23 protein-coding genes are annotated in these 22,958 nt (G+C 67.8%); 15 read left to right on the top strand and 8 right to left on the bottom strand.

Translation table 11 applies throughout. The annotated features are described in order from the left end of the window. Positions 1-2: 2 nt before the first annotated feature. On the top strand, positions 3-1,196 hold the full coding sequence (locus OG245_RS13905) for a dipeptidase (protein ID WP_371623833.1): 1,194 nt from the start codon (positions 3-5) through the stop codon (positions 1,194-1,196). 95 nt (positions 1,197-1,291) lie between these two features. Here OG245_RS13905 and OG245_RS13900 read toward each other — a convergent pair whose 3' ends face one another. Then, positions 1,292-2,635, bottom strand: coding sequence for a UDP-glucose/GDP-mannose dehydrogenase family protein (locus OG245_RS13900; RefSeq protein ID WP_371623832.1), 1,344 nt, complete (start codon positions 2,633-2,635; stop codon positions 1,292-1,294). 207 nt (positions 2,636-2,842) lie between these two features. On the opposite strand from OG245_RS13900, the gene OG245_RS13895 reads away from it, so the two are divergent. Next, positions 2,843-4,000, top strand: a complete 1,158-nt coding sequence (locus OG245_RS13895; RefSeq protein WP_371627880.1) for an acyl-CoA dehydrogenase — start codon at positions 2,843-2,845, stop codon at positions 3,998-4,000. 198 nt (positions 4,001-4,198) lie between these two features. Here OG245_RS13895 and OG245_RS13890 read toward each other — a convergent pair whose 3' ends face one another. Further along, entirely contained in the window at positions 4,199-5,374 is a 1,176-nt protein-coding gene (locus tag OG245_RS13890) for a tyrosine-type recombinase/integrase (protein ID WP_371623831.1), read from the bottom strand. Positions 5,375-5,500: 126 nt separating this feature from the next. Between OG245_RS13890 and OG245_RS13885 the strand changes: the two genes are divergently transcribed. The 7 genes from OG245_RS13885 (at position 5,501) to OG245_RS13855 (ending at position 12,045) form a co-directional block, all read left to right on the top strand. Next, positions 5,501-6,046 (top strand): hypothetical protein, encoded by a 546-nt coding sequence (locus OG245_RS13885; RefSeq protein ID WP_371623830.1) that lies wholly within the window; start codon positions 5,501-5,503, stop codon positions 6,044-6,046. A 14-nt stretch (positions 6,047-6,060) separates the two neighbouring features. Beyond that, complete coding sequence (locus OG245_RS13880; RefSeq protein WP_371623829.1) at positions 6,061-6,297, top strand: helix-turn-helix domain-containing protein; 237 nt, start codon at positions 6,061-6,063, stop codon at positions 6,295-6,297. A gap of 1,026 nt (positions 6,298-7,323) precedes the next feature. Beyond that, positions 7,324-7,677 (top strand): hypothetical protein, encoded by a 354-nt coding sequence (locus OG245_RS13875; protein WP_371623828.1) that lies wholly within the window; start codon positions 7,324-7,326, stop codon positions 7,675-7,677. A gap of 15 nt (positions 7,678-7,692) precedes the next feature. Then, positions 7,693-8,604, top strand: a complete 912-nt coding sequence (locus OG245_RS13870) for a hypothetical protein (RefSeq protein WP_371623827.1) — start codon at positions 7,693-7,695, stop codon at positions 8,602-8,604. Between the two features lie 929 nt (positions 8,605-9,533). Beyond that, complete coding sequence (locus OG245_RS13865) at positions 9,534-10,241, top strand: histone-like nucleoid-structuring protein Lsr2 (protein ID WP_371623826.1); 708 nt, start codon at positions 9,534-9,536, stop codon at positions 10,239-10,241. Positions 10,242-10,492: 251 nt separating this feature from the next. Then, positions 10,493-10,639: a hypothetical protein gene (locus OG245_RS13860; protein WP_371623825.1), complete on the top strand. Its 147-nt coding sequence runs from the start codon at positions 10,493-10,495 to the stop codon at positions 10,637-10,639. Further along, the gene (locus OG245_RS13855) at positions 10,636-12,045 is read left to right on the top strand and encodes a DUF3987 domain-containing protein (RefSeq protein WP_371623824.1); all 1,410 of its coding nucleotides are present in this window, start codon (positions 10,636-10,638) and stop codon (positions 12,043-12,045) included. The genes OG245_RS13860 and OG245_RS13855 overlap by 4 nt, the downstream gene beginning before the upstream one ends. 82 nt (positions 12,046-12,127) lie before the next feature. Here the strand turns inward: OG245_RS13855 and OG245_RS13850 are convergent, their stop codons facing one another. Next, on the bottom strand, positions 12,128-12,757 hold the full coding sequence (locus tag OG245_RS13850; protein WP_371623823.1) for a class I SAM-dependent methyltransferase: 630 nt from the start codon (positions 12,755-12,757) through the stop codon (positions 12,128-12,130). Between the two features lie 74 nt (positions 12,758-12,831). Continuing rightward, positions 12,832-13,332, bottom strand: a complete 501-nt coding sequence (locus tag OG245_RS13845) for a hypothetical protein (RefSeq protein ID WP_371623822.1) — start codon at positions 13,330-13,332, stop codon at positions 12,832-12,834. A gap of 321 nt (positions 13,333-13,653) precedes the next feature. Between OG245_RS13845 and OG245_RS13840 the strand changes: the two genes are divergently transcribed. Further along, on the top strand, positions 13,654-14,427 hold the full coding sequence (locus OG245_RS13840) for an XRE family transcriptional regulator (RefSeq protein ID WP_371623821.1): 774 nt from the start codon (positions 13,654-13,656) through the stop codon (positions 14,425-14,427). A gap of 266 nt (positions 14,428-14,693) precedes the next feature. On the opposite strand, the gene OG245_RS13835 is transcribed toward OG245_RS13840, so the two are convergent. Next, a complete protein-coding gene (locus OG245_RS13835) occupies positions 14,694-15,272 on the bottom strand; it encodes a 1,4-alpha-glucan branching protein (protein ID WP_371623820.1) in 579 nt (192 codons plus the stop codon). A 273-nt stretch (positions 15,273-15,545) separates the two neighbouring features. Here OG245_RS13835 and OG245_RS13830 point away from each other — a divergent pair, with 273 nt between their 5' ends. After that, positions 15,546-16,070 (top strand): AAA family ATPase, encoded by a 525-nt coding sequence (locus tag OG245_RS13830; protein ID WP_371623819.1) that lies wholly within the window; start codon positions 15,546-15,548, stop codon positions 16,068-16,070. Between the two features lie 64 nt (positions 16,071-16,134). On the opposite strand, the gene OG245_RS13825 is transcribed toward OG245_RS13830, so the two are convergent. Beyond that, positions 16,135-16,707 carry a dihydrofolate reductase family protein gene (locus OG245_RS13825; protein WP_371623818.1) on the bottom strand — a complete coding sequence of 191 codons (573 nt, stop codon included), beginning with the start codon at positions 16,705-16,707 and terminating at the stop codon, positions 16,135-16,137. Between the two features lie 178 nt (positions 16,708-16,885). Here OG245_RS13825 and OG245_RS13820 point away from each other — a divergent pair, with 178 nt between their 5' ends. From OG245_RS13820 to OG245_RS13810, 3 genes are all read left to right on the top strand, one after another. Continuing rightward, positions 16,886-17,356, top strand: coding sequence for a hypothetical protein (locus tag OG245_RS13820; RefSeq protein WP_371623817.1), 471 nt, complete (start codon positions 16,886-16,888; stop codon positions 17,354-17,356). Continuing rightward, positions 17,353-18,267, top strand: coding sequence for a class I SAM-dependent methyltransferase (locus OG245_RS13815; RefSeq protein WP_371623816.1), 915 nt, complete (start codon positions 17,353-17,355; stop codon positions 18,265-18,267). Before OG245_RS13820 ends, OG245_RS13815 begins: the two co-directional genes overlap by 4 nt. Before the next feature lie 158 nt (positions 18,268-18,425). Then, positions 18,426-19,058 carry a TetR/AcrR family transcriptional regulator gene (locus tag OG245_RS13810; RefSeq protein WP_371623815.1) on the top strand — a complete coding sequence of 211 codons (633 nt, stop codon included), beginning with the start codon at positions 18,426-18,428 and terminating at the stop codon, positions 19,056-19,058. Between the two features lie 45 nt (positions 19,059-19,103). On the opposite strand, the gene OG245_RS13805 is transcribed toward OG245_RS13810, so the two are convergent. Together OG245_RS13805 and OG245_RS13800 are read right to left on the bottom strand one after the other, a co-directional pair. Then, complete coding sequence (locus OG245_RS13805) at positions 19,104-20,396, bottom strand: erythromycin esterase family protein (RefSeq protein WP_371623814.1); 1,293 nt, start codon at positions 20,394-20,396, stop codon at positions 19,104-19,106. A gap of 73 nt (positions 20,397-20,469) precedes the next feature. Then, positions 20,470-21,438, bottom strand: coding sequence for a hypothetical protein (locus tag OG245_RS13800; protein WP_371623813.1), 969 nt, complete (start codon positions 21,436-21,438; stop codon positions 20,470-20,472). Between the two features lie 450 nt (positions 21,439-21,888). On the opposite strand from OG245_RS13800, the gene OG245_RS13795 reads away from it, so the two are divergent. Then, complete coding sequence (locus OG245_RS13795) at positions 21,889-22,935, top strand: DUF5954 family protein (RefSeq protein ID WP_371623812.1); 1,047 nt, start codon at positions 21,889-21,891, stop codon at positions 22,933-22,935. Positions 22,936-22,958: the final 23 nt, after the last annotated feature.

Genomic DNA, 22,958 nt, shown 5'->3' with positions numbered 1-22,958 from the left:
CCGTGGACCACCTCGCCCGTGCGCACGAGCTCCTCGCCGTCCACCCCGTCGTCGACGGCCACAACGACCTCCCCTGGGCCCTGCGCGAACAGGTCGGCTACGACCTCGACGCCCGGGACATCGCCGCCGACCAGCGCGGCCTGCTCCACACCGACCTGAACCGGCTGCGGGCCGGCGGGGTCGGCGGCCAGTTCTGGTCGGTGTACGTCCGCACCGACCTGACCGGCGACGCGGCCGTCAGCGCCACCCTGGAACAGATCGACGTCGTCGGAGAGCTGATCGCCCGCTATCCGACGCACCTGCGCCGCGCGCTCACCGCCGACGACCTGGAGAAGGCCCGCGCCGAGGGGCGTATCGCCTCCCTGATGGGCGCCGAGGGCGGCCACTCCATCAACAACTCGCTGGGCACCCTGCGCGCCCTGTACGACCTGGGCGTCCGCTACATGACGCTCACCCACAACGACAACGTCGACTGGGCCGACAGCGCGACGGACCTGCCGCGCCTCGGCGGCCTCTCCGCCTTCGGCCACGAGGTCGTCCGCGAGATGAACCGCGTCGGCATGCTGGTCGACCTCAGCCACGTCGCGGACGGCGTCATGCGCGACGCGCTCGCCACCAGCACCGCGCCGGTGATCTTCTCGCACTCCTCGGCCCGCGCCGTCTGCGACCACCCGCGCAACATCCCCGACGACGTGCTCGCGGCCCTCCCGGCCAACGGCGGCGTCGCGATGGCGACCTTCGTCCCGAAGTTCGTGCTGCCCGAGGCCGTCGCCTGGACCCTGGCCGCCGACCGCAACATGCGCGAGCACGGCCTGCACCACCTCGACACCACCCCGACCGCGATGCGCATCCACGAGGACTTCGAGGCGGCCAACCCGCGCCCCGAGGCCACCGTCCCGACCATCGCGGACCACCTCGACCACATGCGCGCGGTCGCGGGCGTCGACCACATCGGCATCGGCGGCGACTACGACGGCACCGCGTTCACCCCGCGCGGGCTGGAGGATGTCTCCGGCTATCCGAACCTCATCGCCGAACTGCTGCGGCGCGGCTGGTCCGAGGGCGACCTCGCCAAGCTGACCTGGCAGAACTCCGTACGGGTGCTGCGCGACGCGGAAGCCGTGGCCCGCGACGAGCAGAGCGGGCGGGGGCCGTCCCACGCGACGATCACGGAGCTGGACGGCCCGCTCGGCTGAGGCCGGGGGCCGTCTCCGCACCCACCGCCGCGAACGGTCCGCCAGGACCGGGCGAGCGCCCCGAGGTGCTCGCCCGCGGCGACGGGCGCCGGCCCTCAGGCCTTCGGGCGGCCCATCGCCCGGTACGTCCACCCGGCCCCGCGCCACACCGCGCTGTCCAGGGCGTTGCGGCCGTCCAGGATGATCCGGCGGGCGGCCACCTCGCCCAGCTCCGCCGGGTCCAGCTCGCGGAACTCGCGCCACTCCGTCAGGTGCAGCACCACGTCGGCCCCGCGCACCGCCTCCAGCGCGGAGTCCGCGTAGCCGAGCGTCGGGAACAGCCGCCGGGCGTTGTCCATCCCCTTCGGGTCGAACACGGTCACCTGGCCGCCCTGGAGGTGGATCTGCCCGGCGACGTTGAGCGCGGGGGAGTCGCGTACGTCGTCGGAGTCGGGCTTGAACGCGGCGCCCAGCACCGCCACCCGCTTGCCGAGGAACGAGTCGCCGCCCACCGCCTCCCGGGCCAGCTCCACCATGTGGCCGCGCCGGCGCATGTTGATGGAGTCCACCTCGCGGAGGAAGGTGAGCGCCTGGTCCGCGCCCAGCTCGCCGGCGCGCGCCATGAAGGCGCGGATGTCCTTGGGCAGGCAGCCGCCGCCGAAGCCGATCCCGGCCCGCAGGAACTTCTTCCCGATGCGGTCGTCGTGCCCGATGGCCTCCGCGAGCTTCACGACGTCCCCGTCGGCGGCCTCGCACACCTCGGCCATCGCGTTGATGAAGGAGATCTTGGTGGCCAGGAAGGAGTTGGCGGAGGTCTTCACCAACTCGGCGGTCGGGAAGTCGGTCACCACGAACGGCGAGCCCTCCGCGACCGGCACGGCGTACACCTCGCGCAGCAGCTTCTCGGCGGTCTCGCTCGTGACGCCGACGACGATCCGGTCCGGATGCAGGGTGTCCTTCACGGCGAAGCCCTCGCGGAGGAACTCCGGGTTCCAGGCCAGCTCGGCGGCGGCCCCCGCCGGAGCCAGCTCCGCGAGCCGGTCCGCGAGCCGGGCGGCGGAGCCCACCGGGACGGTCGACTTGCCGACGACCAGGGCGGGCCGCGTCAGGTGCGGGGCCAGCGCGTCGAAGGCGCTGTCGACATAGCTCATGTCGCAGGCGTACTCGCCGTGCTTCTGCGGGGTGTTCACACAGACGAAGTGGACGTCGCCGAACTCCGCGACCTCCTCCCAGGAGGTGGTGAAGCGCAGCCGCCCGGTGGATCCCTCGATCCCGGCGACGTGCCGCTGGAGCATCTCCTCCAGGCCCGGCTCGTACATCGGCACGCGGCCGGTGGAGAGCAGTTCGATCTTCTCCGGGACGATATCGAGCCCCAGGACCTCGAAGCCCAGCTCGGCCATGGCCGCGGCATGGGTGGCGCCGAGATAGCCGGTGCCGATCACAGTGATCCTGAGGGCCATGGAGTGCTCCTGGGAGGTACGGACGGGCGTGCGGACCGAGCATAGTCGGGCAGCGGAAGGCCGGAATTCACCGCTCGATCTGTCCGCCGTATCGGATATGTCCCACCCCTGTCGGGAAGCTCACGTACGCGACACGTATGCCGGTCGGCGGTCGGCGCACTAAAATTGAGTTACTTAACGGTAGTTAGCATCTGGGGAGTGAGCGTCTTGGCGGGTTCGACCGATTTCGACCTGTACCGTCCGGCCGAGGAGCACGACATGCTCCGCGAGACCATCCGCGCGCTCGCGGAGACGAAGATCGCCCCCTTCGCCGCCGCGGTCGACGAGGAGAGCCGCTTCCCGCAGGAGGCGCTGGACGCCCTGGTCGCGTCGGACCTGCACGCCGTCCACGTCCCGGAGGAGTACGGCGGCGCCGGCGCCGACGCGCTCGCCACGGTCATCGTGATCGAGGAGGTGGCCCGCGCCTGCGCCTCCTCCTCCCTGATCCCGGCCGTCAACAAGCTCGGCTCGCTCCCGGTGATCCTCTCCGGCTCCGAGGAGCTGAAGCGCAAGTACCTGGCCCCGCTCGCCAAGGGCGACGCGATGTTCTCGTACGCCCTCTCCGAGCCGGACGCCGGCTCCGACGCGGCGGGCATGAAGACGAAGGCCGTGCGCGACGGCGACTTCTGGGTCCTCAACGGCGTGAAGCGCTGGATCACCAACGCGGGCGTCTCCGAGTACTACACGGTGATGGCCGTCACCGACCCGACCAAGCGCTCCAAGGGCATCTCCGCGTTCGTCGTCGAGAAGTCCGACGAGGGCGTCTCCTTCGGCGCCCCGGAGAAGAAGCTCGGCATCAAGGGCTCCCCGACGCGCGAGGTCTACTTCGACAACGTGCGCATCCCCGCCGACCGGATGATCGGCGAGGAGGGCACCGGCTTCGCCACCGCGATGAAGACCCTGGACCACACCCGCATCACCATCGCGGCCCAGGCCCTCGGCATCGCCCAGGGCGCGCTGGACTACGCCAAGGGATACGTCCAGGAGCGCAAGCAGTTCGGCAAGCCGATCGCGGACTTCCAGGGCATCCAGTTCATGCTCGCCGACATGGCGATGAAGCTGGAGGCGGCCCGCCAGCTCACCTACTCGGCCGCCGCCAAGTCCCAGCGCGTCGACGGCGACCTCACGTTCTTCGGCGCCGCGGCCAAGTGCTTCGCCTCCGACGTCGCCATGGAGGTCACCACGGACGCCGTCCAGCTGCTCGGCGGCTACGGCTACACGCGGGACTACCCGGTCGAGCGCATGATGCGCGACGCCAAGATCACCCAGATTTATGAGGGTACGAATCAGGTTCAGCGGATCGTCATGGCGAGGAACCTGCCGTAGCAGGGTTTTCGCAGGTCAGGAGCCTTCTGGAGTGCTCCTGAAGCGCTGATCGGCTTCCGGTCCGTTCGGGCCCTTCCCGGGCCCTTCCTGAGCGTCATGCTGGGGAAATCCTGGGCGGACGCTGGACTGGAAACGGGTGCTGACCTGCATAAATGACAAGGCCCCCGGCGATGCCGGGGGCCTTTCGTGTGGGCTGGGTCAGGCGGCTTCGGCCCGCTCGGTAGGGTCGTCTGCGTCGGGGGTCAACATGGTTGCGATAGCTGCACGTCCGCGCTGCTCGGCCCCTTCGAAGATGTAGTGGTAGTGCTCGCGGAGCACGTCCGTGCTGCTGTGCCCCATCCAGTCGGCCACATCGTTCTCAGGGACGCCCGCGTAGAGCAACCGGGACCCGTAGTAGTGCCGCATGGAGTGAGGCTTGCAGTAGGTCACCCCGCCCTTCGTCAGGGCCGCCAACCAGATCTGCCGGTAGAAGTACGACGCGTACACGTACCCGGTCCGGGTGACATTCGGGAACAGCAGCCTCTCCGGTCCCCACACGCCGTGGTTCTTGATGTGCCTGCGCAGCTCGAAGGCCACATTCGGAGGAAGAGGCACGACTCGCCCCGGCTCCTCCTCGTCGCGGGCCTTGATGTGCCGCCGCTGGAGCGCACTGTTCTTGCCTGACTCGGATTCGCCGTCCTCCGCAATCTGGAAATCGACGCGCAGGACCTCGGTCTGGAAGTCGATCTGATCGCGCGAGACGGCCATGGCCTCACCGATGCGGAGCCCGCATCCCGCCATGAGCCACAGCATGGCTCGGTACCGGGGCGGGGCCCCATCCAGCACGGCCAAAACCTCGCGGGTCGTCAGCCGCCGTGCGTTGCTCTTGTGTTCACGTATCTCCTTGGCACGGCTACCCGCGTGCCGGACCTTCTTGCACGGGTTGCGCCCGATGATCTCGTTGACCACGGCCCAATCCATCATTCCGGAGAAGAACGAGAACCGCTGCCGTCGTGTCCGGGCCGACAGCTTCCGGTCCTGCTCCATCCACAACAGCCATTGTTCGATGTCCGCGACCTTCAAGGACACGATGGAGCGAGCCTTGAAGAACGGTTCCAGGGTTGTTTTCTGAATTGAGCGGTACTGCTTCTTGGTGCTGTTCTCCAGCTTCCTTTGATTGGTCCACTGTTCCCAGACGGCTGTAACCGGCTGCTTGCCCAACTTGTCGTCCAGATAGGTCCCTGCGTCTAGCTCCTGCTCCTTCCGCTTCCTGTGGTCGTCGGCACGCTTCTTGGTCTCAAACGACTTCTGCCGCTGCTTCCCATCCGGGTCGTACCAGAACGTTGTCCACTTCTTCGCGTCGTCCGTGGAACGCGCCACCCATGCCCTTGCCACGTCTGAACTGCTCCTTCTCGTGTTGGGCCCGCCCAGGTGTGGCCAGCCCCCCCATGCCAGAATGCACATGGACCACCCAGAGTTGTCAACACGGGGTGGGCAACCCTGTGTGGTACCGTGAGAAGCATGAAGACAGACGAGAGCGGGTTTGAGATCACCCAGGAGCAGGGAGCCTGGGTGATCCGCATGTGGTGGCCTTCGGGCCCGGTGCATGGCGGGCCGCAGCGCATCACCATCGAGAGTGCGGCGGACGCGCCAGCCCGGGACGTGGCACGCGGCATCTCTACGACCGTTCTCCGGAGGCTTGACCTGCCTGGCGCGGTGAAGATGGCGGCCGAGATGGGCCAGAAGGGCCATAGGGCTCTGACGGAACTCACCGAGGCCATGCAGCAGGCCGGGGAAGCGGCTGGCGCGCTGCTCGAAAGCGAGGGTGTGTCTGAGACGTACTTGGCGGTCCTTGCTGCCGTCTACAAGCATGCTGCGGATGCTGGCGACCCGGCCCCTGTTCGGTGGCTGGCACGACGCATCAACCGAAGCCCTGAGACGGTCAAGGGGCATTTGAAGCAGGCTCGCAGGGACGGTCTCCTAACCACTATCGCGGGCAAGGCTGGTGGAGAGCTCACCGAAAAGGCTCAGGTCGTTCTTGACGCAAGGACAGGAACGGAGCGCTAGCAATCGGCGTAAAGATGCCGATCTTTCACTCGTACAGCCGCAGCCCCCGAGGCCCCTCGGGGGCTTCTATTTTTCCGGAGGTCGTATTGGTCAAGTTGATGACGGTTGCAGAGGTGGCCAACTTTCTGGACAAACCCCGAAGCTGGGTCTATGAAAATTGGCGTGGGGAAGAGATTCCCTTCCGTAAGGTGGGGCAGGCCCTCCGATGTCGTCCCGCTGACCTGGAGAAGTGGCTGGACGGCCAGAGCTGAAGAACCGCTAGATATGAACGCTCCCGGGGCATCTCGGGGGCCTTTTTATTTCCAGAACGAGGGTGGAATGGTAGCTGTAGCCGCGAAGTATGTTGAGTTGATTTGTGCCTGGTGTGGGGAGAGATGGGAGTTCCTCCGGCCGAAGGGGAAGCGGGGATCGAACCCGGCGACCAATCCTGACCATCCACAGTGCAAGGCCAAGCGGCAGAACCAGAATCGGGCCATCCGGCGACAGCAGGAGCGTCGGGGCATTGAGTACGAGGCGTGGAATATTCGTCCGGCGGACAAGGCTGAAAACCTGACGGTAGAGGAGGAGGTCGCTCGCAGGGACGCGGTCGATCGCCCTTGGTGGCATAGCCGCCGGGCGGTAGACCTCAATGAGGGGAATCACCTCTATCTCTGGGATGCGTGGCGGAGTGATGCCCTGACCGATGTGGAAAGCGTCGTCCAGTATTCGACCGATACAGACCGGGAGATAGTGGATCGCTGGTTTCTAGACAGCAGGGCGGCCAAGACCGGGGGCTACCTGGGCCAGACAGCTAGCCCTGGGCGGAGGTTGCCTGTTATTGGCTCCGCCCGCCCATGGGAGGAGGCGCAAAGGCCCGGCGCGCTTCTGTGCACGCGGGGCCTGGATGAACGCCTTTCACCCTTCGTCATGGGCGGCTGAGTTAAGTAGGGCGGGGCTCCGGCCTGGAGCCCTGTCCGATTATTTATAGGAGTGAGGGAGCTTTCCCTTGAGTCAAGGCCGCTGGGCGGCGGTCCTCTGACGCGGACGGGAGTCCGGGCCTGTTTGAAGTCCAGAGCATGTTGCGCAGATGCTCGAATGCAGCTCTGCGGATACCTGCCTGTGACACCACAGCGGCAACAACACAGAGTCAAGTCCCCATGCCTCGTGAAGTAAATGAACGGGGGTAGGGGACCTGTCTTCTCTTACGTTGTCCTGTTGTGATGGTTAGAGGGCCGCCCTAAGAGTGGCCCTGTTGCTGATGACTCTTATTTCTGTTGATTAGATGAGGAGGTGTCGCCATGAGCGACCCACAGACAGATTCCGATTCTCCGGAGCCCGCGCCGGCCGATGAGGTCGACACAGTCAGGGCCGAGGTGCAGCGGGAATATTCGGCCAGGCTGGCACGAGCCGAAATCAGGGTTCATGCAGCCCAGGCGGGTGTGAGTCTTCCCGATGGTTTCGTTGAATATCTGGATGCTTCGAAGTTGCTCGGCGCGGACGGTAATCCTTCAGTCGTGGCTATGGATAGGGCCCTGGCCTCGTTCAAGCTCAGCCCGCCATCTTTCCCACAGCTTGAGGGTGTGGGGCACAACCGCAGTGGTGGCCCGTTCTCTGAGCGTCGCACCGTTTCTCTCGATGTCCGTAACCGCTGACCCAGGAGTATCTATATGACCTTTACCTACCAGAACCCCGCTACCCATTCGTTCGTTCCGGAACTCTGGGATTCCGATCTTCTGACCCAGTTTGATCCGCTGCTGGTATGGGCTTCCAAGCTCGTGGCCAACAACAAGTACGCGGGTGAGATCCGGAAGAAGGGCGATGTGGTTCACATCAACAGTCTTCTCCGGCCCACGGTCGGGGACTACGCGCTCCCTGACGGTATGAGCTCTCAGCGTCCGGAAACTGTTGACCAGAAGCTGAATATCACCGAGGCGAAATACCTACAGGTGTTGGTCGAAGACGTGGAACGGGTGCAACTCGCCGGGGGCCTTGACTCTCCGATCAACCAGCAGATGATCCGCTCCCTCGCCCGCGCGGCGGACACCTTCATGGGCGGCATCATCGCCAAGGGAGCCACGGCTCTACCGACCGTCAAGCCGACCACTGGGAGCATCCCCCAGGCGCTCTACAGCGCCGTTCTGGACATGATGCTGGCCCTGGACGACAACGACATCCCCGCAGGCCGTTACGTTGTCGTCTCGCCCCGTGTGAAGCGGTATCTGGTTGAACATCCGGCCATTGCCAATGCCGCCGCCTACGGGGACAGCGGCGTGACGGCGAACGGTGTGGTGGCCCGTCCGGCAGGTTTCACCGTTCTGTCCACCACGGCTATGCCCACCGGTGTGGACATCGTGGCGGGTCATTCGGAGTTTGCTACCTACGCTTCTCAGTTCACCGGCTTCCGTGAGGGCCAGTCCGAGAAGTACCGGGCCGATTATATCGACACTCTCCACCTTTACGGCGGGAAGATTGTGCGCTATCCGGAGCTGGACACCAAGAAGCCCGACAATACTTTTGATGAGGCGAGTCCGACCAAGGGGATTGTGAAGGCATCTGTTGAGTGGGCCACCGCGGCCTGATCATTAACCGTTTCGGGGCCCCTGCTGTCACAGCGGGGGCCCTCTTTTTGTTGGTTTCCCTCACGCTGGGCTGAGAGCCGGCGGAGCGGGCCGTAACCGAAATCAACAGGATGATTTTTGGAGGTTAGTTATGCCCAAGACACGTAACCCTGATTCTCCACACTCCCGATACAAGGGCCTGGATGTACTTCCGTACGACCATGGCCTCCCTGTTCCTGATCTGCCCCTGGCAAGGGAATGGGCAGATTCTGAAGTCGAACAGTGGAAGCAGTGGTGGAACAGTCCCCAGGCGTCGCGCTGGGATGAGTCGTATGTGCCGACTGTGGCCGTGATGCTGGCCTATTACGGGAAGATCCTGGACGGCACAGCTACGCGGGAGCATCTGACGGAGTACGGGCAGTTGGCAACGTCCCTGGGTCTCACCGCTGACGGTATGAAGCGCTTGGGATGGGCCTTTGAGGGGGACGTACAGTGAGCGCCCGGCGAGCAGCCAAAGCCGGGGCCGCCGGACGTCACAGCGGTACACATCGCCCCGGTTATGAATGCCCGTGGAGTGAACCCCAGTGCTCCGGTTGCTTCCTGGAGTTCGCAATCCACACAGGATGGGAACTGATGAAGAAGGATCGGCCATGGGGCGACGATCTGAAGCATCAGCCGAAGAAGTGTCATGTGTGCCGCCAGATGTGACCTGCTGACCATGGGGATCTGATTGGCAAACATTATGGAAGGATGGCACCCCCGGTGGGTCCTATTTCTTTTTAATTGGGCATTACCCCACCATTCAATTCATATTGAGTAATGCTTCAGTTATCTGTTAGTTATCACCCTGTGATACGGGTCGTGGAGAATAGGGGTTAAGCGGGAGAGTCGTTAGAGCAGTGCTCCGGTGTCCCGCTGACACTTTCTCTCTACCCAAGGAACGTGGCGTTATGAGGACTACGGTTCTGGTCCCCGTTGAAAAGGTTCTCTGTGATGCGCACATTGCGCGTGACGGGAGCGAGGAAGAGGCGACAGAAACGCTGACGCTGGGAGTGCGTGCGTGGGATCTCTGTGTTGAGCACAACGCCACCTTTGCTCGCTACCTTGTTGACGCCCTGGGAGCCGGGGTGCACGACACTTCCGCTGAACCTGTCCCCGTCCCCGTCCCCGTCCCGGAGCCGGAGCCGGAGCCGGAGGAGCCTGCCACTGCCCCCGTTCCGTCCGTGATGATCGCGGGGGAAGTGCCCGGATATGACTGGGAGACCGCGCGCGAAGCGGTCCGTAACCTGGGGTATCAGGTGGTGGGCCGTGCCGATGAGTCCACTGTGCTGCTGATCCTGGGTGAGGGTGGCGAGCGGAGCGGGTCCAAGCTCCGGGACGCTGCGGAACGGGGCATCGGGTGCATGGACGTACGGGAACCCGGACGGTTCAAGTCCGCAGTCTGTGCCGGTGAGTTGGTTGGTGGTGACCCGCTCCCTGAGCCTGCCAAGGTGGGCCCGAAAGAGATGAGCGAGCGGGAGCGCAACCGGGCCGTGCGGGCGTGGGCCCGGACCAACGGATACGACATACCCACCAAGGGGCGCATCCCCATGCACGTGCGGCACGCCTTTGATATGTCGCACAGGGACGCTTCGGAGGGAAAAGCGGCAGCGGCCTGAGTGCCGCGCCTACGGTGACGGCCGCTGAGTGCGGCCGTCACCCCGGGCCCCGTGACCTGAGCGTGTGGAAGAGCGCCAAGGGGTACGGGGCAGGCTCCAAACCGTCCAAGGGCAAGTGCACACCGGGGTCATGGGTCACCTGGATGACTCCCCGGGGCAAGGACCGCACGGGCATCGTGAGTGACGACCTCCTGACGGTCGCCTCTGTCGCACGGCGCATCCCCACGGGCAAGGCAGTGCGATGTATCGCCGTGATCATTCCGGCGGACGGGGGCGACCTGCTCCCCCTGCTGCGCAGGACAGCGAAGGAACCTCACCACCAGACCAAGGACGGGGGCCGGTGGCGGTCCGTCGTCCCCCTCAACCGCACCAACTCCCAGGAAAAGGCAGCAGCATGAACACCCCTGTTCTCCACGGCCCCATCGGCCGTGCGGTCCATGAGATTTCCCCCTCCCTCGAAACGGACGAACTGGGGGTGTACGTGGCTTCCCTGTCGATGTGGTCCGCTGCCATCGGCGGAACCGTCAGGGTTAGTTCGCGGGGCAACACCCGCCCCGTGCTCCTGTGGTCCGCCCTGGTCGCAGGAACAGGCCGGGGCAAGGGCTCGGCACTCCGAGCTGCGCAACACGTCCTGGACAGGCCGGTTGGCCGCTTCCTGGCCACCCACTCCACATCCGGCATCACGTCCGGGGCAAGTCTGGTCAACCACCTGTGGAACCAGCAGGAAGCCACCGCAGAGACAGAGGCCGGGCGCGACGTGCGCACCCTGGTGGTGGAAGAGGAATGGTCGGAAGTGCTCCGCAGGGTCAAGCGCGACCCCTCCTTCACCACCAAGCTCCGCGCGGCGTGGGACGGGGCGACGCTCCGCAACACCACCAAGGAAGAGGCGCAGGAAATACGCGACCCCGCCATGGTCCTGCACTGCCACGTCACCCCGTCCGACTGGACCAAGTACGTAGGCGAATCAGAAGCAGCGGGCGGCTCCTACAACCGCATTCTGCCCTTCCTCCTCCGGTCCGTCCCGATGCTGGACGACGACCGCGTCAGCCTCCCCGACATCGACAGCCGCGAACTCGCCGACGCCTACACCTGGGCCACCGCACGCCCCCGCGTCATCACCCTCGCCGAGGACGCCCGCCCGCTGTGGAGGATCGTCCGCCGCTACGCCCGCATCCTGGGTGAGACTCTGCCGGAGGGGCAGGCGGTGTTCATCGAGCGGACCGCAGAGCAGACACTCAGGGTTGCTGCCTGTCTGGCCGCTTCCGAGTGCTCCGAGTCCATCACGGAAGAGATCCTGTCGGCCGCTTTCAGCCTGGTCCGACGCTCCGTCCAGGACACCGTGCGGATCACCAAGGGAGCCACATCCCCGAAGACGAACCGACAGCCCCTCAGCCTCACCGACAAAGTCCGGGCCCGCATCGAACTGCACGGAGGACGGGCCACGTCCTCACAGGTACTCCCGTACGTGGGAGCCACCGCCAGTGAGGTCAAGGCACTCACCGGAATCAGGGTGACCGTGGAACGGTCGGGCAAGACAGGCCGACCCGCCACCGTCTTCACACTCCGCGATGACAGTTCCGCTCACGCTGTGCCCCAGCCGGCCAGCGCGGACCGTAGGCAGAATCGGAGCGACGATTCCCATAGCCCTCTGTCGCGGCCGGCTGACCCAGAGCGTGACGTGAAGCGCGCCACGGTCGTACAGATCGACACCTACAGAACAGCACCGAAGCAGTCACCGGAGCCCGTGCCAGTGAAGCGGCCGGAACCGGCCAGAGGTTCCAACCCCTTCCACGCTCTCCTCTGATCACCCGAACAAACCAAATGAACGCCCCTGCCATTCGTGGCAGGGGCGTCCTCCGTTGATCAGTGGCCGCCGATGTGCGCGGTCAGCGCGCCAGCGCGCGTACGAGCATCGTGCCCAGGGTCCTGCCCTGCGGCGGATCGATCAGTGACGCTGACACCGCCGCGAATCCGTGGCTTGCGAGCAGGTGTTCCCACGCATCGAGACTGTGGTTGTGACGCAACCCTGCCCCGCCTGGTTTCACGTCTTGACTTCCGGCGGGAAGGTGGGAGAACGCGAGAGTGCCACCCGAAGCCATACGGGATCGAATCAGCGGTAGCAGGGTGTGCGGATCGACGAACCACACGGCACCAAAGATGGAGAGCACGACGTCAAAGGTCTTGTCCGTCTCGCTCAGGAATGCCGTCGCCTCTGCCGTGCGGAACTCAATACCTGCCAGACCGGCCCAGCGTTCCTTTGCGACCGTTTCCCGGGCTGGTGCAACGTCCACTCCCAGGCCCGTCGCGCCGAGCGTGACCAGGTGTGCCAGGTTGCTCCCGCTGCCTGAGCCGAGTTCCAGCACCCGACGTCCGGCGACGGCTCCTAGAACGCTCTCGTTCGGTCCGTGATCGGCGTACTGAGTCCAGTTCAGCCACGTCGTCTCGCCCGTGGCGTTCACTGCCCTGCGCGGCTTGCTTCCGACCGCGTATTTGTCCCAGGACTCGGCCAATGACATGCGGTGATCCTTTCCAGCAGAAGGGGCCTACTCCCAACGTACGGGGTAGGCCCCAACTCAACGGCTATGCGGCTCTACTTGGGTGAGTCGTGGCACCCGGCGTGGCACTGGTTGCAGTCGGCTGCACTCTCCATGCCCCACAGGTCGGGGTCGATCTCGAACCCGGCCGCCTTGATGGCCTTGATCGTCTGCTCCAGGACCAGCGGGCCGCCGGTCCTGGAGTCGTGCCCCTCCCGCGTCGCCTCGTCGTCGCTGAGGCATTGGACCCCGGCCGTCGTTCCCTGAAGCTCGGGAACGTGGTGGATGTACCGGCCGAAGTGCCGGTTGGTGAAGTGGTGATAGGGGATCGAGTCGAGCATGAACGAGTGCCACGCCTCGTCCACCTGTACGGACGGACCCATGAGAAGGTCCGCGTTCTCGCCGCACGTGACCAGGTAGGCGATGGCCTGCCCGAACTTGGCTTCCGCCAGTTCTCGGGTGTTGTCCGGGTTCCGGAGGAGAAGGGTTACCTCCCGCTCCCACACGTCCGGCGTGACGTACGTCTTCGGGTCGCGGATCACTACTGCCGTATTCATGCTGGCTTGCCTCCACGTAGTTGGATGTCCGACGTGCTCCGTTCATGCCGTCCGCCTCTGCACCTGGGGCACAGGCACGGGGGCATCAGACCAGTCGCTAGGGGCTCCCCGCCCTCACCCTCGTACAGGGTTCGTGGCTCGGTCTGCGTACCGTTGGCTCTCACCTTGTAGGCGCTGATGCGGATGGACATGTCGACCATGTTCCGGATTAGCCTCGACCATCGCGGCGACGTTCGAGACGACCATGAGGCGTCATCTCGACGTCACTCCTAGGGCGTCAAACCGGTGTCATTCGAGGTGCTGCGTCGCTAGCCTCGGACCATGACGACTACGGCCGAGCGTGAGCGAGTTCCCAACGACGTACTGACCTCCGTACGCAAGTCGATGAACCTCAGCCAAGACGAGTTCGCCCAGGGATTACGTGGGGCGGGGGAAGAACTGGGCGAACCGAACGATGCTTCCAAGCGACTGGTGCAGCGTTGGGAGTCCGGGATGACCAAGACGTGCCGCCCGCTGTACGCGCGAGCACTCAAACAGTTCACTGGCCGCGCCCCCGAGTCACTAGGGTTTGCGATCCCTATGACACGCGTCCACTCAGACGGCGCAGGAGGCCACGATATGGAAGCTGGGGAAGTCGGCACGACCAATGCCGTCACAAGCCCGGAGCCGGAGACGCAAGGCGAGTACGCAGGTATCTGGTTGTCTCGTTACGAGTTCTACTCGTCCAGCCGTGACGAGACTTTCGACTGCAAGCACCATGTCGTCATCGTCCAGCACGGCAACAGGCTGACTGCCCAGAGCCTGCCAGGAGCGTCGACCAACCCCGACAGCCCCCTGTCTCTGGATCTGACCGTGGACCGGAACATCATCACAGGCACGTGGACGGAACAGACAGCGGTGAACGGCTATTACCACGGTGCCCGGTACCACGGTGCCGTCCAGCTACTGATCGAGCCGACGGGCCGCCGTATGGCGGGCAAGTGGGTCGGGTTCGGAAAGGACTTCGACGTGAACAGTGGGCCCTGGGAGTTGCGCCTACTCGACCGCTCCACGGGACGGGCCAGCGTCGAAAGGTACTCGGCTTCCCCAGAGTAAGCGGCAGGTAGTCACGCGCCCAGTGCGTGAGAGCATTGCTTCTGGACTGATCCTGGGGGAATCCTGGGGGACCCCCTCACTTGCAGTGTGTTTTCGCAGGTCAGGCGCAGGTATGCCGTAGAGCACCCAGATCTACGAGGGCACCAACCAGGTCCAGCGCATCGTGATGGCGCGCAACCTGCCGTAACGCCTTCCGTCGAACGGCCCCCGGTGCGGAACGCCGGGGGCCGTTCCCAAAGGCTCCGCCCACAGCGGAGTGGCGGACGCTACCGCGGGGTCACGGCCGCCATCTCGCCCCGTGCGGCCGTCCCGTCCGGCCAGGTCCAGCCGGCGACGAGACTCCCCGGCGCCCCCTGCTCGGCTTCCGTCGCCCGCAGTACGCGGTTGATCCGGACGTCGACCCCCTGGCCGGCACCGGCCCCGTGCACGATGACGGTCGGGTCGGGGGCGTCGCTCACGTTCTGCTGCTGCGGCTTCGCCTCGCCGCGGAGAAGGGCGCGCAACCGCGCCCGTACCACCGGGTCGTGGGCGCCGTCGTAGATCCACCGGGTGCCGAGCACCCCGTGGTCGGAAGTGCCGATCAGCGCCTCGCCGGGGACGCCCTCCAGCGCCGCACCGCGGTAGCCCAGCGGCACCAGATACGCCACCGGATCCTGCCCGGCCGTGTCCGCCACGACCATGAACTCGATCCCGACCTCTCCCTCCGGATCGTCCAGACGGAACCCGCCGGCCTTGACCAGCTCCGGCGTCTCCCCTGAGCCCGCGTACCAGCTCTGCCTCGGCAGCCAGCCGGTGAGGAGCTCCAGCTTGCTGGGCGTCAAGGTGGTGTCGTGGATGGTTGCCATGCGGGCTCCCTGATACGTAGTCCGGTCCGTCCTCACGACGAGTGTGTCCGAACCTACGGGGAAGGGCCGAGCCGGACCCGGAGCGCTCGGCCGCGCCTAAGGGCTGTCCCGTAATCCCTGGCGGGCGCGCGACGACAGCTACGGCGCCTCGCCGCGTTGTCGGAACGTCCTCATACATCCAGTATGCGGATGTCCCTCCGCCTTGCGATGCACCGCATCCGACGCCGCACGCTGATCCACCAGGGATTACGGGACAGTCCTTAGGGTGGAGCGATGATCATCTGGCTGAACGGAACTTTCGGCGCGGGCAAGACCACCACCGCGAAGGAGGTGACCTCGCTTCTCCCGGAGTCCCGGCTGTTCGACACCGAGAAGGTCGGCGAGATGCTCTGGCACGTGCTCGGTGTGCCGGAGAGGGACTTCCAGGACTTCCCGCCCTGGCGGGGCCTGGTGGTGGAGACCGCGCGGCAGGTGCTCGACCACGTGGGCGGAACGCTGGTGGTCACCCAGACGGTCCTGGTCGAGTCGTACTGGCAGGAGATCCACGACGGTCTGACGCGGGCCGGTATCCCCGTGCACCACGTCCTGCTGCACACGGACCGGGACACGCTCGTCGAACGCATCGAGACCGACAGCGAGCCCGAGAGCGCCGGCGCCCGGCAGTGGCGCCTGGACCATCTGTCCGACTACGAACGGGCCCTGCCGTGGCTCCGTCGCGAGGCCCGGGTGGTCGACACGACGGGTGTCGTGTCCGCCGAGGTGGCGGAGGCCGTCCTGCGAGGGGTGCGCGCGGGCTGACCGGCCGGGCGGGGGCGGGGGCGCCGGTCCGGCCGCATCCGGGGAGTCGCCCCTTCCGGGCGCGTCAGCGGACGACCTCGAAGACGTTCTTCTGGATGCCGTTGGCGTACGCCTCGTGCTCGACGAGCCTCAGCTTCCGGGCGTCCTTGTCCGTGTCGCTGAACAGGCGCTTGCCGGCGCCCAGCAGGAGCGGGAAGACGAGCAGGTGGTACCGGTCGATCAGATCGGCGTCCGCGAGGTTCCGGTTCAGTTCGGTGCTGCCGTGGACGATGATCGGGCCGCCCTCGGTCTCCTTCAGGGCGGCGACCTCGTCGAGCGACCGCAGGATCGTGGTCTCGCCCCAGTCGGCCACCAGGTCGCCCTCGGTCAGCTTGGTGGAGACGACGTACTTCGGCATCGCCTTGTACCCCGTGAACTCCTCCATGCCCGGCCACACCGGGCTGAACGCCTCGTAGCTCGCCCGGCCCAGCAGCAGGGCGGTGGCCTCCTCCTGTTCCTGGCTCTTGATGGCGTACGCCTCCGGCAGGAACTCCACGTCCTTGAACGTCCACCCCGAATTCCGGTAGCCGGGCTCGCCGCCCGGGGCCTCCATGACGCCGTCGAGCGAAACGAAGGCGGTGCTGATCAGGGTGCGCATCAGGTCTCCTGGCTGTGTCGTGGCGGTGTCCCGGTTCGGTGCCCGGTGCGGCTCTCACTGTTACGGATGTAATGACCGGGTATCCCGTGCAAACTCATCGGTCCCCGCGCGCCCATCCGTCCGGCTCCGCCCGGTGCCCCCGGCGTCAACCCGGATACGGCCGGTAGCCTCCCTCCTCATGACCGAACTCGACAGGCTGACCGCCCTCTTCAGCGCTCTGGGGGCGGATGCCGACGCCCACGACTGGGCCGAGTCCGAGGCAGAGGAAGGGCTGCCGCAGCTCGCCCGCTACCGCCTCCTGCGGACGGTGTGGCAGTACGTCGACGCCTGGGGCACGGCCGCCCCGCGGTGGGTCGACGCCTACCGCACCGACGGGGCGGCCGCCGACGCCGTCGACCGGGCCCTCGCGGCCGGGCTCACCCCCGAGGACCTCGGCGCGCTGGCCCGCGAGGTCGCCAGGGAGACCGCGTTCGGGGTGCTGCACGCCCTGGCGGACCCGGCGGACGGGTCGCTCCCGGCCGAGGTCGAGGCGCAGTTGCCGGGCTGGCGGCTGGCGGAGCTGACCCCGGCCGGCGTACCGACCGGCCGCCATCTCGACGCCCTCCACGAGGACTTCGCCGAGCTCGAACCGAAGGGAGCTGTGTCATGACCGCCTCCTCGGTGCCACGGGAAGCGGGAGCGGTGGCCGTCTCCCAGGTGCCACGGGCAACGGGCGCGGTGGCCGTCTCCCCGGGTGCGGAAGCGGAGCGTTCCCCGACCCCCTTCGACCAGGCCGAGCGCCGCATCTGGTCCGGCAAGGCCGAGGCGTACGCCCGCACCTACGCCCGGCTCTGCGCCCACCCGGCGGCGGCCCTCCTCGACGCCGCCGGGGCCGGGCCCGGCAGCCGCGTCCTCGACGTGGGCTGCGGCAGCGGCACCATCAGCGCCCTCGCCGCCGGGCGCGGTGCGACGGTCCACGCCGTCGACGCCGAGCCCGGCATGGTGGAGGCGACCCGCAGGGCGGTCCCGGAAGCCGAGGCGCGTACGGCACGGCTGCCCGAACTTCCCTACGCGGACGACACGTTCGACGCGGTCGTCGGCAACTTCGTGCTCAACCACGTGGGCCGCCCGCGCGAGGCGCTGGCCGAGCTGCGCCGGATCACCCGCCCCGGCGGCCGGGTCGCGGTCACCGTCTGGAGGTCGCCCGGAGCCCCCGGCCAGGCCCTGATCGGCCGCGCCGTACAGGCGGCCGGGCTCACCCGCCCCGACTGGCTCCCCGCACTCGCGCCCGACGACGACTTCCCCCGTACGCCCGAAGGGCTCGCCGCCCTCCTCGACGGGGCCGGGCTCCTCGGCGCGGAGTGCTCCGAGGTGGTGTGGGCGCACCGCTGTGACCCCGAGACCTGGTGGGCGGGGGCGGAACGGGGGATCGGCGCGATCGGCCAGGTCCTCAACAGCGGGGGCGCGGAGGGGGTGGCGGCGGCCAGGCGCGTGTACGACGAGCTGTGCGCCGAATTCCGTTCTGCGGACGGGCTGTTGACGCTGCCGCATGCCGCGTTGCTGGCACGTGGGAGAGCGTAGAGGGGCGGGACGTCCGGGGGCCTGACGGGTGTCCGACGGGTGCCTGAACGATACGGACGCCGTGTGGATGCCGGAGCAGACGCTGATGACCGCATGCCGATGAGCGGATCGGACCCGTTCCTCTCGGCTCCGGGTTCACCGGCTGGGCGCGTCCCGACATGGCCCACGTCACCCTGCCTGCCGGCTGCGCCGCCCGTAGGGGCTCGACCGCTCCGTACATCGCGGCGTCGCTGAAGGTGCCTTCGCAGGACGAGGAGCGCTCGGCCTCGCGGAAGGAGAAGCCGGGCCTCGTCGACCCCGGCACCGCGCGGCGCGACAACGCGACCGTGATGCGGATCGCCGAACGGGCCGGCGTAGGCGTCGGCACGATCTACCGGAACTTCCCGACGCGGGCCGACCTCGTCACCGCCGTCTACCGGCACCAGATCGACACCTGCACCGCACTCGCGCCCCGGCTCCTGGAGGAATCGGCCTCCCCGTTCACCGCCCTGACCCGCTGGGCGGAGGCGTTCGTCGAGTTCCTGGTGACGAAGCACGGCCTCGGCGCCGCCCTGGGGTCCGGCGAACCGGGGTTGGAGAACCTCCACGCCCTCATGCTCGACACCCTGGTCCCGGCCTGCGCGACGCTGCTCGACGCCTGCGTCGCCGCCGACGAGGTCGGCCCGGACATCACCGCGTACACGCTCATGCGTGCCATCGGGAACCTCTGCGTCACCGGGCCCGACTACGACCGGGCGGACGCCGCGCGCATGGTCGCGGCCCTCCTCGCCGGATGCCGTCGCCGGCCGTAGCGGCAGGACCCGGCCGCGCGCCCGGGGCGTGACGGCCGGCACGCGTCACGGTTGCTTCTTCGCCGGAGGGTTCACCTGATGGAAGGTGCGCGCCGGAGTCACCTGCCGCAGATGGACGAGGACGTCGAACCACTCGCCCGGGGAACCGCCCGTCATGTGGTGATCGGTGTCGCGTCGAGGGTCGTGGCGTGGTCCGATGAGCCGGGACTCGGCGGTCCGGGTGAGCCAGTCGGCGACCTCGCGAGGGGCCTCCGCGCGGAGGTCCAGCAGGTAGTCGCCCGTGGCCTCGTCGTCCAGCACCGATTCCATCAACGGTGGCACGGGGCCGGGCACCCGGAAGGCCGGGGCGGCGGTGTAGGTGGCCAGTTCACCCGCGCCGAAGGTGAGGCCGATCGACAGATACCGGGTGCCGAGGTGTGCGCGCAGGTGGCTTCCCGCGTTACGGGACGGAGAGGCCGGGTCCGGCGGAAAGCTGACGACCCTGGTGCGCGCGTCGGCGGTGTGGGAGCTGGAGGACCAGAACAGCGTCCTGTGGCCGGTGTGCCGTTGCCACCACAGGACGTTCTCGGCGAAGAAGCGCTCGTAGCAGGCCATGTTGTGCGGGTCCAGCGGATCGTCGTCGTGGTCGTGGAGCTCGTAGTACTGGACGATCAGCCGCGCGTTGTGGAGTGCCCACGCGTATCCGTCATGGATCGGCGCTCCCGCCACCAGGTCGTGCGCCGCCTGTGCGCGGTCGCGCCGGGACCGCCTGTCGGACAGCGCCCGGAATCGGCTTGTGTGCGCGGACACGTCATCCGCGGGGCGGAGGTCCGCGTAGTACCGCGCCAGTTCGTCCACCAGCCCGGGTTCGGCCGCGCGCACGTAGTCGGCCACCGTGTCGTACGTCGACGCCCCCGTCTCATGGGGGCTGACCCCGATCAGGCGGACCGGATCACCCGGGTGCGTCTCGTTGAAGGCGCGCATCCACCGGAGGAGGGCGAGGATCTCCTCGGTGCGGCAGAACGGCTCGGCCGCCTCCAGCAGTGCCACGGGGTCCCCGGCCCCGGTGCGGATGTGGGTGTCGAGCCGGGCGACGAGCGTCCAGTCCTGGTCGAGGGCGATTGTTCGGAAGCCCGCCTCGCCGACCAGCAGACGGGCCATGCGCGTCTGGAGGGCGGCAACCTGGTGTGCGCCGCGCGTCCCGGCGCCGTAGCCCACCACGACCGTCCGCTCGGGGACCATGCCGAGCAGCGGCCGTAGGTCGTCCAGTGGCTCCGACGCGTCCACGGTGGTCAGGGAGTGCGCCGTCTCCCTGATCCAGTTCCGGACCGCCGCGCGCTGTTCCGTCGAGATCGTCATGGCGTCACCTTCGAGCCTCGACTCCGGTTGAGGTCAAGCCCGTCCGCGGGTCGCTATGCCTCGCCACGTCTCGCTAGGCCGCCTCCCAGTGCTGGGCCCGGCAGTCGCGGCAGTGGCCCGGGGCCGGGGAGCGGAAGGCGCGGTCACAGCCCTCGCAGGTCTGGAAGGGGGTGACGGGCGTCCGGCGGACCGGGGCCAGCTCCTGGGCTCCGGGGAGCGGTGGCGGCAGGAGCGCGGTGAGGCGGTGTCTGACGATCTTCGCCGGGTACTTGGGCGGCTGCGGGAGCTCGGTCGTCAGAGCGCGGCGGATGGCGTCGGGGTGCGCGCCGCGCTCCAGCCAGGCAGCGGCGCCGGGCACCAGCTCCTCGACGTCGCCCTCGGAGAGCACCAGCTCCGGCGCGTGGCGCCGAAGGTCGGCGAGGAGCGCGGAGGCGGCCCGGTGCAGTTCCGGGCTCGGCTCGCGGGGCTGGGGGAGCGGCCGTCGCGGAGACGTGGGCGCGATGCGCGACGGTACGCGGAACGGCGGGTGCGCTTCCTCCGGTACGGGGGTGGGTTCGGGTGCGGGTGGGAGCGCGGGCGCAGATGCGGGCACAGGCCTGGGGACCACCGGCGTCACCACCGCCGTAGGCGTCACCGGTACCACCGCCACCGGCATCACCGCCCCGCCCCGCAGTAACGCCGCAGGCTGGTCGCAGAACACCGTGCGGGTGATCATCCGGCCGTTCGGCAGCCTCTCGCGGGTCCGGTGCAGGTAGTCGTGGGCCTCCAGCTCGCGCAAGGCGGCGGCGATCGTCGTCTCGCCCTCGGCGAAGCGCGCCGCGAGCGCCTTGATGCCGACCTTGGACCCGGCGGGCAGCGACTGGATGTGTACGCCGATCCCGATCGCGGTGAGGGAGAGCTCGGCGTGCTGCGCGAGGTGGTTGCCGACGATCGTGAAGCGGCTCGTGTGCGGTACGGCGATGTGGATCACGCCGGAGGGCGGCAGTGGTCCGGGAATCTCTGCGAGGGCGCGGGTGAGGGCGATATCGTGCTGGGTATCCATGGGGAAGCGTCTTCTTCCTTGGTGGTCAGGTCCTCGCTCGGGATTGCCGTCCCGGCGGGGGCCGTCTCATGTCTGGGGTTGTGTGTCAGCGCGAGCATATGCCTGCGAACCCGGCTGAAATCCACACCAGTTGGTGAATCTCACCCATGTGGGTGACCGGCCCTTCCCGCGGTTGACCACCGGGATCGGGTGGGGTGGGGTTGGGAAGTTTCTCTTGGTTCTTTGAGTAGTTGACGTCGTGGCCCACCGGGTCGCGGTGGGCCACGATCCGGTCGGCCTCCTCCGGGTCGTGGCGCGCCACGACCCGGTGCGAGCAGCGCGGAGTGCTGGAAGGGAGCGGCCCCTCGGCGGGCGGCGGAACGCCACCTCGTCGGCGTGAACTCCGGTCGGCAGAAGCCCTTTACGGCGGAAAACCCTGACACCGACACGCCCCTTCGGCACACTGAGTACATGGATGCTCACCCGGAGAAATCGCCGGATCACCTCACGATCAACGTCACCCGCCGCGACGACCCGGTCTCCGAGGTCACCGAGGCGGACGCGTTCGCCTCGGTCCGCAAGTACCCGAACATCGTGGTCCGGGGGCCCCTGTTCGGGCTTGCCGAGCAGCGGCGCGGCGACCGGCCGCGCTGGCGGCTGCTGGGTGAACTGGACTGCGGCTTCCCGCAGATGGCCCGGGACGAGCTCAACTCGCTCCTGTGGTTCAGGGCGAGGGACGACACCGAGGACCCGGCGGTGCGGAGGTCGCTGCTCGACGCCGTGGCGCGGCTGGAGGTCGAGCCGACCGACGAGGTGTCGGCGGACGGCGTCCGCTACCGGGTCGTGCGCGCCGACGAGTTCGCCCGGATCGGCGGCGACCGCCTGGAGCCGCCCCGGGCCACCGACCCGGACGACGACAGCTGGGACCTGGACGCGCCGGACCTCTGCCGGACCGAGGGTTTCGTGGTCGACCACGCGGCCGCCGTCGGGCTGACCGAGGGGATCGACCGGGCCGGGCTGCTGGGGCTCTCCTACACCGCCGCCCGCTTCCCCGAGGACGTACGGGCCGACTCCCGGCGGGCGTTGACCACCCACCCCGGGGTCGTGCTCCTCCCGACGACGTTCCGGGTGGTGGAGCGGAAGGAGATGACCTGGTCGATGGTGACCGGGCAGTACTCGACCCCGCAGGGCGCCCGCCGCGCCCTCGTCCACCACCTCACCCGGCCCGTGCCCCAGCTGCCGGATCTGCCGGACATGCCGGAGCTGCCCGCCTGGATGAAGGTGGACGAGAAGGAGGCGGCCCTCCGCGCGCGGGCCGCGAAGAAGTTCACCGCGCGCCGGAGGCCCAACGAACTCGTGCTGCGGGGGCGCCGGTTCGAGGTGGTCCGGGTCGAGCGTGTGATGCGGATCGGGCCCGACGGGCCGGAGAAGTCACGCCCGTCGGACGTGGACGACTACGGCCCCTCCCGGATCCACCCCCTCATGGACGAGAAGGGGAACATCACCTACGGCAGCTGAGGGCCGGGCCGTCCCGGGCAGGC

This window comes from Streptomyces sp. NBC_01116, assembly GCF_041435495.1.
Taxonomy (GTDB): domain Bacteria; phylum Actinomycetota; class Actinomycetes; order Streptomycetales; family Streptomycetaceae; genus Streptomyces.
This window is presented reverse-complemented; position numbering and strand designations above follow the sequence as displayed.

Excerpts from the sequence above, each read along its gene's own strand:
- OG245_RS13900 (WP_371623832.1), bottom strand. The coding sequence starts at position 2,635 with ATGGCCCTCAGGATCACTGTGATCGGCACCGGCTATCTCGGCGCCACC.
- OG245_RS13885 (WP_371623830.1), top strand. The coding sequence starts at position 5,501 with ATGAAGACAGACGAGAGCGGGTTTGAGATCACCCAGGAGCAGGGAGCC.
- OG245_RS13880 (WP_371623829.1), top strand. The coding sequence starts at position 6,061 with ATGCCGATCTTTCACTCGTACAGCCGCAGCCCCCGAGGCCCCTCGGGG.
- OG245_RS13875 (WP_371623828.1), top strand. The coding sequence starts at position 7,324 with ATGAGCGACCCACAGACAGATTCCGATTCTCCGGAGCCCGCGCCGGCC.
- OG245_RS13870 (WP_371623827.1), top strand. The coding sequence starts at position 7,693 with ATGACCTTTACCTACCAGAACCCCGCTACCCATTCGTTCGTTCCGGAA.
- OG245_RS13865 (WP_371623826.1), top strand. The coding sequence starts at position 9,534 with ATGAGGACTACGGTTCTGGTCCCCGTTGAAAAGGTTCTCTGTGATGCG.
- OG245_RS13855 (WP_371623824.1), top strand. The coding sequence starts at position 10,636 with ATGAACACCCCTGTTCTCCACGGCCCCATCGGCCGTGCGGTCCATGAG.
- OG245_RS13850 (WP_371623823.1), bottom strand. The coding sequence starts at position 12,757 with ATGTCATTGGCCGAGTCCTGGGACAAATACGCGGTCGGAAGCAAGCCG.
- OG245_RS13845 (WP_371623822.1), bottom strand. The coding sequence starts at position 13,332 with ATGAATACGGCAGTAGTGATCCGCGACCCGAAGACGTACGTCACGCCG.
- OG245_RS13840 (WP_371623821.1), top strand. The coding sequence starts at position 13,654 with ATGACGACTACGGCCGAGCGTGAGCGAGTTCCCAACGACGTACTGACC.
- OG245_RS13835 (WP_371623820.1), bottom strand. The coding sequence starts at position 15,272 with ATGGCAACCATCCACGACACCACCTTGACGCCCAGCAAGCTGGAGCTC.
- OG245_RS13830 (WP_371623819.1), top strand. The coding sequence starts at position 15,546 with ATGATCATCTGGCTGAACGGAACTTTCGGCGCGGGCAAGACCACCACC.
- OG245_RS13825 (WP_371623818.1), bottom strand. The coding sequence starts at position 16,707 with ATGCGCACCCTGATCAGCACCGCCTTCGTTTCGCTCGACGGCGTCATG.
- OG245_RS13820 (WP_371623817.1), top strand. The coding sequence starts at position 16,886 with ATGACCGAACTCGACAGGCTGACCGCCCTCTTCAGCGCTCTGGGGGCG.
- OG245_RS13815 (WP_371623816.1), top strand. The coding sequence starts at position 17,353 with ATGACCGCCTCCTCGGTGCCACGGGAAGCGGGAGCGGTGGCCGTCTCC.
- OG245_RS13810 (WP_371623815.1), top strand. The coding sequence starts at position 18,426 with ATGGCCCACGTCACCCTGCCTGCCGGCTGCGCCGCCCGTAGGGGCTCG.
- OG245_RS13805 (WP_371623814.1), bottom strand. The coding sequence starts at position 20,396 with ATGACGATCTCGACGGAACAGCGCGCGGCGGTCCGGAACTGGATCAGG.
- OG245_RS13800 (WP_371623813.1), bottom strand. The coding sequence starts at position 21,438 with ATGGATACCCAGCACGATATCGCCCTCACCCGCGCCCTCGCAGAGATT.
- OG245_RS13795 (WP_371623812.1), top strand. The coding sequence starts at position 21,889 with ATGGATGCTCACCCGGAGAAATCGCCGGATCACCTCACGATCAACGTC.